The sequence below is a fragment of the Providencia sp. wls1916 genome, from assembly GCF_009706585.1.
Taxonomy (GTDB): domain Bacteria; phylum Pseudomonadota; class Gammaproteobacteria; order Enterobacterales; family Enterobacteriaceae; genus Providencia; species Providencia lanzhouensis.
Window position 1 is genome coordinate 1 of sequence record NZ_WLUL01000010.1, and the last position, 11,497, is coordinate 11,497.

General features: G+C 39.0%; 8 protein-coding genes and 1 pseudogene. 5 read left to right on the forward strand and 4 right to left on the reverse strand.

Annotated features, from left to right (window positions below; genetic code table 11):
- The 3 genes and pseudogenes from GKR61_RS06535 to GKR61_RS06545 form a co-directional block, all read left to right on the forward strand.
- Positions 1-287: pseudogene (locus GKR61_RS06535) on the forward strand (hypothetical protein); the annotation flags it as partial.
- Positions 288-449: 162 nt separating this feature from the next.
- Entirely contained in the window at positions 450-938 is a 489-nt protein-coding gene (locus GKR61_RS06540; RefSeq protein ID WP_154639663.1) for a hypothetical protein, read from the forward strand.
- 105 nt (positions 939-1,043) lie between these two features.
- On the forward strand, positions 1,044-1,454 hold the full coding sequence (locus tag GKR61_RS06545) for an IrmA family protein (RefSeq protein ID WP_336426610.1): 411 nt from the start codon (positions 1,044-1,046) through the stop codon (positions 1,452-1,454).
- A 209-nt stretch (positions 1,455-1,663) separates the two neighbouring features.
- On the opposite strand, the gene GKR61_RS06550 is transcribed toward GKR61_RS06545, so the two are convergent.
- Both GKR61_RS06550 and GKR61_RS06555 read right to left on the reverse strand, forming a co-directional pair.
- Positions 1,664-3,328 carry a UvrD-helicase domain-containing protein gene (locus GKR61_RS06550; RefSeq protein ID WP_154639665.1) on the reverse strand — a complete coding sequence of 555 codons (1,665 nt, stop codon included), beginning with the start codon at positions 3,326-3,328 and terminating at the stop codon, positions 1,664-1,666.
- Positions 3,325-5,361 (reverse strand): ATP-dependent nuclease, encoded by a 2,037-nt coding sequence (locus GKR61_RS06555; RefSeq protein ID WP_154639666.1) that lies wholly within the window; start codon positions 5,359-5,361, stop codon positions 3,325-3,327. Before GKR61_RS06555 ends, GKR61_RS06550 begins: the two co-directional genes overlap by 4 nt.
- Before the next feature lie 1,031 nt (positions 5,362-6,392).
- Between GKR61_RS06555 and GKR61_RS06560 the strand changes: the two genes are divergently transcribed.
- Entirely contained in the window at positions 6,393-6,662 is a 270-nt protein-coding gene (locus GKR61_RS06560) for a hypothetical protein (RefSeq protein ID WP_036952405.1), read from the forward strand.
- A 66-nt stretch (positions 6,663-6,728) separates the two neighbouring features.
- Here the strand turns inward: GKR61_RS06560 and GKR61_RS06565 are convergent, their stop codons facing one another.
- Entirely contained in the window at positions 6,729-6,968 is a 240-nt protein-coding gene (locus GKR61_RS06565) for a helix-turn-helix domain-containing protein (RefSeq protein WP_036952407.1), read from the reverse strand.
- 233 nt (positions 6,969-7,201) lie between these two features.
- Here GKR61_RS06565 and GKR61_RS06570 point away from each other — a divergent pair, with 233 nt between their 5' ends.
- Entirely contained in the window at positions 7,202-7,501 is a 300-nt protein-coding gene (locus GKR61_RS06570) for an HdeA/HdeB family chaperone (RefSeq protein WP_006658701.1), read from the forward strand.
- A gap of 328 nt (positions 7,502-7,829) precedes the next feature.
- Here GKR61_RS06570 and gpJ read toward each other — a convergent pair whose 3' ends face one another.
- Positions 7,830-11,492 carry a TipJ family phage tail tip protein gene (gene gpJ, locus GKR61_RS06575; RefSeq protein ID WP_036952409.1) on the reverse strand — a complete coding sequence of 1,221 codons (3,663 nt, stop codon included), beginning with the start codon at positions 11,490-11,492 and terminating at the stop codon, positions 7,830-7,832.
- Positions 11,493-11,497: the final 5 nt, after the last annotated feature.

Below are 11,497 nucleotides of genomic sequence, written 5' to 3' on the forward strand. Positions count from 1 at the left end.
TTATCCCACAACTCTTGGCGCAATTAGGCTTGTGGATTTTAAGTGCCTTTAAGGGGATTGATTATAGAATCCATTTCAACCCCAAATTAATTGCCATTATCTCGTCCATCATTATCGGATTAGCCTTCTCTAGCCTACTGATTATCATGTCATCCGGTTGGCTATACGGTTTTACTGAAAATATAGCCACCACGATATTGCTGGTTGATTTGCTTATCGCCAGTGGTATTGCCTTTTATCTTCATCGACGAATTCGTCACTGGGTTTCAATGCGATTAAACCGCTAGCCATAACATTAAACATGATCAGCAATTTTTATTGTGGATACCTTATTCACCCTTCACAAGATAGCCACCGAATACGCCATATCAGGGAAAACCAAGCACCCATTAGACGGTGTTCATCAAGCGTCAATCTGACGTTTCTATTTATGTTGATAGGAATTTATAATGAAAAGATATGTAGTTGTAACTGTATTGGCCTCACTGTGGTTGATGACATCACCCGCCTCTGCCGTCAGCCAGCCCCCTAAAAATACCATCTGGGAATATAAAGGTGATGGTGGTAAAACCTTATGGCAAGTGTGTGGAAGCCAAAATAGTAGCTGTAGGATTGTGGGCTCAACCAAGCATTATATTGCTGTACTGAATCATAAATCTGCCTCAGGTTGCGCATTTGGTGATTTTTATATCGTGGCAAGAACTGACGGAAACTGGCAACAACGTGATACGGGCACTTGTAGCCCTAACGCTTATGTCCAAAAAGGAACCATTAATAATGGCCAGTACTCTTCGGTCGATATTGGTGTTGGTGGGACGATTGTAGCCCGTTACCCCATTGGATATTGGAGTATGCAAAAAGAGTTCTCAGGCAAGAACCGACCACGCTGGAAAGAAAAAGACCGTACTAAAGGTGGATTGCAAACCAATCAACAATAAATAACATTCTCGCTACCGTCACTTGCGGTAGCGAGAACGATAAAAGATAACTAAAGGTAACGGAATGAATAAGATAAAAATCTATTTGCGATAGGACTATTGGCAGTGAGTACATTTAGTTTGGCTGAAGAACAACAGCGTTATGCGAGCATCACACATACGAGCTCAAATTTTATTAACCAAGGTTACTGTGGTTATTCATTTACTCTCGATAATGGCGGTAGCCATATGGTTCTAGACCACGCGGAGTTTGGTGCGCTTGAACTAACGCTGCGAATGAAGGATGGACAAGGAAAAGTATTAGGAGATACGGTACTGGAAGTTGAACCTTTTGGCGATTCTAGCGCCACTCGTGCCACGTTTGCAGGACTGGAAATACCGTGTGAGGATGTCGGTGAGTTTGAAGTGGTTAAAGCCGTGGAAGATCAAAACGGGCATAAAGTTGAGTTACCGCTATCGATCTTTCAGGCTAATAATCCAGAGCTAGCGAAGATGTCAGTAGCTAGGGAAAAATAATCATTTTTGGCTATCTGTCAAAGTAACGAGTGGCAGATTGAATGAACTGGATTAGTCAACCTTGAGCGAATAGTTGATGTTAACACTTAAATTGACCACGCCACGAAGTGGCGTAGGCTTGAGCCAATTGCTAGATAGATTCTACAATCAGATAAGATTTTATTTTTCAATAAACCCATTTTATTGTGCAAGATCATTCTAATATTCATTCATTTAAACTTGCAATGCTCTATCAAGAATGAATATACAGGCATAACCATCTGATAGTTCGATATTCTATTGTCATATCCATTATTTATTCTATGTTCTCTATGTTTAGCTGTCGTGACTAATATTTTCTCTTTCGCTCTAGATAACGCAACATAGAAAACGCAATCATTTTCAAATTTTTCTTTATTATAATTCCAAAAGGCCTGGTCCTCTAAGCCAAGAAAAATAACCACCTTATATTCTAATCCTTTGCATTTATGTACATTCATAACCTGTACGGAATTTTCCGCCTGAAACATCAGTGCAGCTTCGTTAAGAGAGTGCGTTGCGCCTATTGTGTAGCGCAAGTGCCGCTCAAGACGGAGCCAGACCTGATCCCAATAATCCGTGGACTTATATTGATTCCATCGTCCCATCATTTTTTTAAAACCAAAAAAACTTATAATATCTTTAACGCAGGATAACAATAAATCAGGAGTGGGTGAATCACCCAAAATTTCTTTATTTACAGCTATTTTGTTCGACAACTCTTTAATCAACGGTTCTTCTTTTTCATCGCCACGGGTAACTCTATGTAAAGCAAGATATAAATCACATAGCTCAGTATAGCTTGATGATGAACGTGACGTATAAACCTTGAATAGAGCAGCAAATATTCGCCCTAATGGTTCTTTTAAGACATCTTGTAATTCAGACATATCAAGATTTCTAATCCCTTTCATCGTTAACTTATCTCGAAGCTTTTCCGTATATTGTTCTGACTGCTGTTTGGCCAGCACACAAATCTCTTTTTCTTTAATACCGGAAGCGATAAAAGTTTCTATTTTATCTGCAATACTATCAGCCTCAGAAACCTCATCATCATAACAATGGATAGTGCAATTATCGACATTATTAGTTATTGGCGCAAAATTGGCATCATTTTGTACAAAGTGAATAAAGCATCTCAATACTTCCTGAATTTCATCACTGGCCCTAAAATTTTGCACCAGTAATTTCCTTGTGGTATTAAATTCTCTTTCATACTCTTCAAACACTGTTTTTCTAGCGCCAGCCCATAACATGATGCTCTGGTTGATATCACCCACTGCTAGCAATTTTGTTCCTGTATCCTTAAAAAGAATTTTAATTAACTCATACTGATCAGAACGTGTATCTTGAAACTCATCAATAAAAACATGAGGATAGGTAAAAGAAAATAGGTCAACAATATCCGCTCTATTTTTTAAAATCTCTACAGCTAGATTTCTGATTAAATCAAAAGATAACTTATTCTTACCATTACTGGATCTTGCGTTGAACACTAAGTCATAATTATTTAAAGGTCTTTTACTCTCAGGTAAAACATCCTTAAAACGGTCAACAATACTCTTACAAAAAGCATCGAAAGTATACGAATCAAAACGCTCACCTCTTTGCCCACATCTTTTGTTAACTCGCTCTTTGATATTTTCCTGCGCCTCTTTTTTATAAGAAAGACATAATATGCGTTTAGGCCACATGCACTTTCCGGTCTGCAGCAAGTAATTTGATTTTTGAGCTAAAAGTTCTGTTTTACCCGATCCTGCACCGGCAAGTACAGAAATGGATTGATCACACAGGATAATATCCATTAACTCCTGTGTCGGTGTAATACCTTCAGAAGGTTGCCATTCTATCGTCATTCAATAACCTCCTCCAATAATGTTACTGTCTTTTCAGCAATCCTAATTAGCTCTGGAGGTAATTTTGCTTTTATTTCTTCTGGCGTATACTTTTCTTCAATTTTAGAAAACATTCTGATATGTGATGCAGGTTTACTTTTATTGGATAAAAAACGATAGCGATACCACAGGAAATATTTTAGATGATCAGCTGAAAATCCATAACGAATACCGGAGTTTCCTTTTTTCAATACTGCTTTTATTAGCTCATATTGTTCTTCATCTTCATCTTCTTTTTTCTTGGTACTTTGCGGACCTCTTTCACCATAAACTTCATCTTTCTCACAAAAAATATCAGGGAAAGCTTCAATCATTGCATAGTCAATATCTAGCGGGGAAGAAAAATAAACATTGCACTTCTCTAATTCATCAACAATATTTATTGTCGCGTCATCATCGCATTCAAGTGTGAACTCTATTGGGTTCCGTGTGTCATCCCATGATGGCATATGCCGAGCAATATCTTTATGGATATAGGTGCTACCACCTCCTTTAAACTCAGCTAATTGTTCAATAGCATATTTAAGTCGTCCAAAACCACCACCATTCCTGTCAATATCAAAATCCAGCAAAGTAATAAATGGGACCTGTAAAGACCTCAACAGACGCCAAAAATGATTCACATGGCGTCCGCCAAGAGGAACAACAGATATGGAATGACTGTCAATTTCCGTTGAGTGTAGCTCAAGCACCTTAGGTATTATAATTTCTTCACTATCTCCCTCACCAAATATAACCAGTTTAGAAAAATAGATCTCTGGATACGCTTTTACAGCTTCTTTAATGAACTTAGAAAGCTCATCTTCTTTTTCCGGCAAAATTAACGCACTCACTACCGTGCTTTTTGAATCCTTATCTAGTCTGAAATGGCGTATTTGCTCAGGCTCGATTCGGCTTAAAATGGAAGCAGAATGGGAAGAAATAATAACCTGACACAGTTCATTACAACCGTAATCTTTCACCAATTTAATTATTCTGCCTAAGTAATGAGGAGAAAGGTGGTTTTCAGGTTCTTCCAAGGATATCATACTAAAAATCGGCAACCTCATCTTTTCAGGATTAAAATTAGAAACTTCTCCTGAGGAAATCAACTCCCTAGTCTTCCTATCAATATCAAACATCGCCTTGATAAGAGAAAAATAGACCAATGATTTTTGTCCATCGCTTAATCGGTCTACATTTACCGTGTTGCCACTTTCATCCGGATTAAACTGAAGCCGAATCAGCTTTAGTATTTCATCGATATTAGCAAGTGGAAAACTAAGCGATGCTTGGGACAAATAACGCCCCTTGTAGATATTCCCCCAACTGGCGTTAATCGCCATCGCAATCTCATTCATTGCAGGGTTGCTCTTCGTTAATGTGTTTAGTTGCGCCGCTTGCTTCTCTATGACTTCCTGACTACCTCCAACCCACTCAATCGCCTTTAGCAAGCGACCAAGCACCGCCTTCGATGAATACTTTAATTGTAATAGAGGATCTCGATTGGCTGGGACATAATTGACCTGAATAGCATTTCTTACTGCAGCGGAAAGTTTCTGTTTACTGCTCTCCTCAACTACATCATCACTGGTGTTAACCACCCAGACGTCTTCGTCAATATCCCCCATCGGGTTTGTTTCAAAGGAAAGTTTACTCTCTAATCGTACCCTAAAAAGAATGGTTTCATCAGATTTATCAATGGTTAGGTGTTCAATTAAAGGAGGGATAGAAACCTTGCCTCCATTTGGTTTAGGGAAGCCAAACCAAGCTTCTATTACTAAACTTTTGCTCTTTTCATCTTTCTCATCATCCGCATTATGGAAATCATTTATTGATATACCACGTAGTGAATGATCTACCGAGAACAGTTTATTTAGCGCTTCCATAGCCGTACTTTTTCCAGTACCGTTATGGCCAATAAATGTAGTCAGTTCACTGTCAAGGTCAATGATTTGAGGATTTTGATTCGAAATGCTTTTAAAACCGGAGATGAAAATTTTCTTAAGTTGCATTTATCACACCCTGATTATACAAACACGTAAAGTTAAAATAGCTCAATTCATCATATTAATTTCATTATTAAAAGCAATGATTTAACATGCTTAATGTCAACAAAATGAACATAATTACACGTTCGTCACATAAATTTTTAAACAGCCAATTACCTACTGTTCCTCTAACCATATATCTTCCTTCTACGATCTTCCTGACCTGCTCCCCAATGAGGAATTAGCAATGTCCACTCTTGGCGATGAGTTCAATTAATCAATGCAAAACAAACCACCAAATTTTATTGCTCGCTTCACTGATCAGCCATGTTAAAATAGCTGACTACTTTTTTAGTCCATATCACAAAAACAGTAAAATAAACTTTAGGCCCAACAATAGGCCCAAATTGAAAGTTGAATTGGATTTCATTAGTTTAAAATCAATGCACTACAAACTGAATTCAGACTCCGCCAGCCCACCAAATTTTAACTGTCAGTGATGTGACAACAACTTTAAAAACAGCAAGTTAGTAAAGTTGAGCAGACAGTAACATTACCCAGAATGGACTTCGAAATGCACGTGAAATGCACGCGCACTAGAAAAATAGAAAAGCTCACTTCGGTGGGCTTTTTTATTCTCTATTGTACTAAGAGATAAATCTAATGAGAAAGGCTTGTATTGAATTACATTCAACAATGCAATATCGATGAAATAAATTTAATGATTTAAAAACACCAAGTTACCTTAAATAAGGTCATTATTTAAACACAATTCTTATACATTATCTTATACACTTGATTTCATATATGACAAAACTGTTCCATTTCTAGCTACTCCTTCTAAAAGAACATTTTGCTTACACTCTCAAGCCTATTCATTTAAGTACTGAATAAAGCAAACTGGTACTTATATATTCAAATTCTTAACATAAAAAATTGTAATATTAGTTGTGGTCGTTAATTTCACGATGTAATCCTAAAAAATCACTGACTAAATTTGATATTCTATAAAAGTCATTTCACTTAAAATTTCACTTCAAAATATTGGAGACTTCATGAATATCACTCAATTATTTCTATTAGCTTTAAATTGTATCAATGAGCATCGGGAACCATCACATACTGAGCAATCAATAATTTATGTATTCTATAGAACAAACATTGCTGGATTGATTTCTATAGATGAATTTATGGACAAATTCGTTGAGCTATCCGTTTACTGTGATTCATCAAAACAAAACAAAGCGTTTGCTATCAAACTTATTAAAAAACATTTACATCTATCAGCAAACAAACTGACAGTGATAAAAAGTATGCCTACCTAATAGTAGGCACTCCAAAACTACTCTTAATAATGAGGAATGCCTAACTAATTCACTTAATAGTTAACGCTACTGAACTTCCCACATCACCTCATTAAAAAATTCTTTAATATCAACACGTAAAATCTTAAGAGCTGAAACCAAAGTATCTATATCTATTTTATTTATTCCTCGTTCATAACGATATAACTGCTGTGCGCTTTTACACCCTATCAGTTGAGCAAATTCAACAGCTGTATATCCAGCGTCACGTCTCAGACCTTTAATCTTATTTCCAATCAATGTTGTTACTAAGCCATCAGAATTCATGCTTCGATACTCCATTCCTATAATTAGACACAATCTATCGGGCTCTCCAATTTATGGATTACTAACTATCCACATTCTTATCTCATTTATAGATAATCAACGAAAGATAATTTTGACTTGATAAATTTAAATTAATCTTCTAATAATATTGACTTTGCTAATGTTTCTTATTATTTATAGGTAATAGACTTATTTCAATAGGCATTACCACTAAAAAATGAAGAGGAATATTTATGAATAAGTTTCTAATTTCTGCTTGTATGATTGCATCAAGTGCTCTGTCCTTTAATGCATTAGCCGCAGACAAAATGACCTCAACTCCCGAAAATATGACATGTAAAGAGTATGTGGACTTAAACCCTAAAAGCTGGGCTCCAGTTGCCTTATGGGTAACATCACAAGATACTCAGTTTAAAAGTGGAGACTGGGTGGCATTATCTGAACAGAGCGTTGCGGAAGCTCCTTTAATCCTTGAGTTTTGCAAGAAAAAACCTGAAGGAACTTTAAAAGATTACCTTGCTAGCAAAAAATAAAATTTTTTAACTGGTAATAGCCGCAGTTTAATCTCTGCGGCTATTTAGATTACTCACAGCAATTCTATTTGCTCTCCCCCCATCCTTCATACCAATACAGTGACCGTTTTATAAACTTCACGGCTTCAATGAGTTAAATAGAATCACTCAATATTAACTGAGATTGATCTATTTATTGCTTTAATGCACGCCCGCCTCTTCGTTGAATATTTCAGTTCGCTTTATATTTGTAGTACTCGATACAACGACTGCATATGCACGCAAAGATACAAATAGCCTTCCTCCAAATCCTGTGGTTCAAATAGGAATGTCACTGCTCATTAATAAGCTATATGGAAATAAATGAAGAAGAATTATGTTTACAAGCGATAATCATCGCGGGATGAATTGTAGTCTTGCAACCATTTTTATGGTACGTGATATATCTAATTGTCACCTTCACATCTTTAACCGCCGCTTTAAGTGTGGCATACAAAGAACAAATCAGTCTTCGATCTTTTTCTGTCGCTATTACCGTAGTTTGAGGCGAGTATTTAATGCCATTGATGAAAATTTCTACGCGGGTAGAGTGAATAGCTCCCGGCACAGATCCCTCCGAGGTGAATTGCATCATTGGCATCAATAAGTCAACATCATAAGGCATTCCGCCCTTATAAATTACCGATGTTTCTATAATTTGGTCATAACGCTTACCATGAATCTCGCCCTTAGATACTTCCTTATAAATTGTCGCAGTTGCATTATCACCAACAAGTTTATCTACATAAACAGTTCCTCTAAATTCACCATCTCTAGCATAAATCTTTCCTCTAAATACCCCGTCATTAAATTCAGGAGTACCATTTTTATTAATTTGCCATCCTGATTTACCCGAAACGAAGTTATTCGACTGAATAACATTTCCTATCTTAGCGTTACTAATCGATGCATCCGCGATGAATGACTCACGCATGTATATCTGCCCATTTTTCATGAACATCAAGGGTTCCATCTTTCCTCGTGTTGGGTTTAAAAAAGCAAAATTATTTGCATTAAACCCAATGAACGATTCAATTTTTCCCGCTTTCACTTCAGCACTAATAACCATGCTGGCTGCATTATATTTTTTCCCATCCACCATGATTGTGATGTTTGTACTGTGCATCGCGTACCCGGCATTTTGTTTAAATTCCGCCTGCATCTTGGAGTTAATCAACGCACCTTGATTATCCAGTTTCACCTGAACTTGCTTCTGTGACTCACTGAAAGACCTGTCTAAATTCGTCACCGCTTTATCAAGCCTAACAACTCCTGCGTTTACCCCATTTATTGATGCTGTCACTTGAGCGTATTTTTCTGCCCATGATTTTCGTTCGTCAGCAAACGCTCGCTCTAACGTTTTATGTTGAGATTGCGACTGTTCATGGTTTACCGTAACCTCTTTCTTCACTTCTTTAATTGCCGCACTATTGACTAATATTGACTCATTTAACCAATCAAGTTCTTGAGAGAGCTGTTTCCCAGCTTCTGTCGACATGAAATGCTCGTTCAAATCCGGCAAGATGGTATTCACATCAAACTCTGACTCTCCTCGTACCCATTGAGTCCACTCGGATTCATTACCCGATTTATCAACAAGTCTTGCTCTGAAGTAAAATACGACGCCAGCGGCTAAACCTGCCATCTCATAGTTTCTTGACGGATAAGGGACATCAGATAACAGCATCAAATCTTCACCATTAGGGGTCTTACTGTACTGAATTTCCGTTTTCAATGTGTCACTGGTATTTTCATCAAACCCCCAATCCAACTTAATGCCAAACACCCTTGGCGAGGCTTTAAAATTGACAGGCTTCGGTGGATTACCCACTTTTCCTGTCAGGCTAGTTTCAGGGGCATTCGCCCAAATACTGGAGATTTCAGACGCATTAACCGCTCGGACTCGCACTTGATATCGACCAGAATAAATTCCATCAACCTCAAACCCTAGCGAGGACGTTCGAGGCACGTTGATCCAGTTACCGTTATCGCGGCGCCACTGCGCTTCATACGCAATCGCACTTTCTGGCGCTTCCCAACTGACACTCAGCGTAGAAAAAGCAATGCCCTGCTCCACTCTAGAATAAGATGAGATTTTGACGTTTTTCGGTGCAGGCTGAACGCGAGGCGGAATAACCGTTACGGGACGTTCGTCAATGCGAGCACCTGAATCGATATGGTCATAATGGTCAGGATTATGGATAGCACCGCTAATGGTGTAAGTGTTATCGCCGTTATCGCTGATATTAATCACTCGATATAGCTGGACCGCTAAGTCATCAGAATCCACCACCCACACGGTCTCTTTCTGTGGTATTTGGGAATATTCAACAGAAACTGTAACCACTTTTTTATTTACTGAAGTAACGGTTCTCCCTTCTGATTTTCCGTCTGGTAAGTTGATGATCAGGCGATCACCCGCTTTAATTGATGTCTCTCTATCAAGAGTAATACTCCTTCCTTTCGCGGAAGAGATACGCCCACCGTTATCACGCCCAGCTAAATTTGAATCAGCTACCGCGATAATATGACCCGGTGAGGGAATTGCCCCTTCTAACCCCGTGGCAAATGTGATCATGCGGTCATTTGCGTTAGTCAGTAATGCCCAGCGACCACGTCGATTCGCTTCACTTCGACGGGTACACCCAATTGCAGAGAGTTCTACTCTACGCACGCCATAACGATGCTGAAGTTTTAAATCTGCGACCGCCTCGATATCATCTTTGCTATGGTTATCAGTATCCGTAAATGAAACCAAGGCTTGGGTGTAGCGATTTTGGATACTGCCCCCCGAGTAAGACGGTTTTCCCCCAACGATATTGGCATTGGTAAATGTACGAAAAATACTGGCTGGCATATCGGCAACCGCATTGACTTTATTGTCCGCCCAGAAGGTCATTCCTCGAAAAATAGCCGCAATATCCCGTAATACGGTATACGCTGCCTCTTGTGATTGAATATACACATCACATAAAAAACGAGGCTCTTTTCCCTCTCCTCCTCGTCCATCAGGCACCCATTCATCACAATACTGTGCGATTTTGTACAAATCCCACTTTTCAATCTGATGGGCTTTGATTCTGTCACCACTGCCATAACGATTGTTCAGGACTAAATCATAAAACACCCAGGCGGGGTTATTGGTTGCCGCCAGCTTAAACGTTCCATCCCAAACACCCGCGTACGTTCGATTCACAGGATCATAATTTGTCGGCACTTTAACTAACAATCCCCCTTTCGGGCGAACACTAATTTTAGGGATACGGTTATTAAATTGACGGGCATTAAATGTCACAAAGAGAAGCGCCGTATTGGGGTAACGTAACTTGGCGTCAATCACCTCGGTGACCGCAGCAATCGAGACTTTATCGGCAATACGAGCGGTATTCTGATTTTTGGTGAGTCGCCGAACGCGCAATTGCCAGCCTGTCGTGGCTGAGGGTAAATCGATACGATGGGTGCGCTGATATTCACTGGTCGTTTTACCATCAAATGCAGACTTAACGAGTTCTTGATACCCAGCACCATCTGTAGATAAATCAATCGCATAGACAATGCGATATCCCGTTGTATCACCATTATCGTGTTGACGCATTAACTGAGGCACTGAAAAGCGAAGGCGAATAGCGGATAACTGCGTATTATTAATCATTCGGATATACGGCTGATCGTCTCGCAGCTCTACCCCCACGGCGATGTCATTATCAACCGACGGTATCCCTTTGATATACTCTTGTTGCTCGCTACCGGGGCGAAACTCCCATGTTACCCCTTCGAAGTTTTTCGTTCCATCCGCATTACCAATTGGCGTCTCATCTAAAAAAATACGCGTATCATCCAAGCCCCCCGCAATTTCCCCCTCAGAAATGGCTAACAGAATTTTTGCAGTCGATTCTGAAAGCAAATTATCTTTGGCTTCTACGGGCGTATGACCGCCCCCGCCGCCACCTTTAGCGCCGTATATCGTTTCCATATTTC

Excerpts from the sequence above, each read along its gene's own strand:
- GKR61_RS06540 (WP_154639663.1), top strand. The coding sequence starts at position 450 with ATGAAAAGATATGTAGTTGTAACTGTATTGGCCTCACTGTGGTTGATG.
- GKR61_RS06550 (WP_154639665.1), bottom strand. The coding sequence starts at position 3,328 with ATGACGATAGAATGGCAACCTTCTGAAGGTATTACACCGACACAGGAG.
- GKR61_RS06555 (WP_154639666.1), bottom strand. The coding sequence starts at position 5,361 with ATGCAACTTAAGAAAATTTTCATCTCCGGTTTTAAAAGCATTTCGAAT.
- GKR61_RS06560 (WP_036952405.1), top strand. The coding sequence starts at position 6,393 with ATGAATATCACTCAATTATTTCTATTAGCTTTAAATTGTATCAATGAG.
- GKR61_RS06565 (WP_036952407.1), bottom strand. The coding sequence starts at position 6,968 with ATGAATTCTGATGGCTTAGTAACAACATTGATTGGAAATAAGATTAAA.
- GKR61_RS06570 (WP_006658701.1), top strand. The coding sequence starts at position 7,202 with ATGAATAAGTTTCTAATTTCTGCTTGTATGATTGCATCAAGTGCTCTG.
- gpJ (WP_036952409.1), bottom strand. The coding sequence starts at position 11,492 with ATGGAAACGATATACGGCGCTAAAGGTGGCGGCGGGGGCGGTCATACG.